The 275-nt window shown below is 61.5% G+C and carries 1 protein-coding gene; it reads left to right on the top strand.

Annotation, left to right across the window (positions count from 1 at the left end; genetic code table 11):
* Positions 1–275: heterodisulfide reductase-related iron-sulfur binding cluster (locus ASU23_RS12235; RefSeq protein WP_172827051.1), on the top strand; the 275-nt coding region annotated here is incomplete at both ends.

Below are 275 nucleotides of genomic sequence, written 5' to 3'. Positions count from 1 at the left end.
TCGGTCTTCGACGGTATCGAGCAGAAGAAGCGCAAGATCGTCGTCACCTGTGCGCACTGCTTCAACGCCCTCGGCAACGAGTACCCGGAGGTGGGCGGCGACTACGAGGTCGTGCACCACACCCAGCTGCTCAACCGTCTGGTGCGCCAGAAGAAGCTGATCCCGGTTGCGTCCGTGAGCGAAGACGTCACCTACCACGACCCGTGCTTCCTCGGACGCCACAACAAGGTTTACGACGCTCCCCGTGAACTCATGGAAGCCTCAGGCTCCAAGCT

It is taken from the genome of Rhodococcus sp. KB6 (assembly GCF_001445685.1).
GTDB classification, from domain to species: Bacteria; Actinomycetota; Actinomycetes; order Mycobacteriales; family Mycobacteriaceae; genus Rhodococcus_F; species Rhodococcus_F qingshengii.
This window is presented reverse-complemented; position numbering and strand designations above follow the sequence as displayed.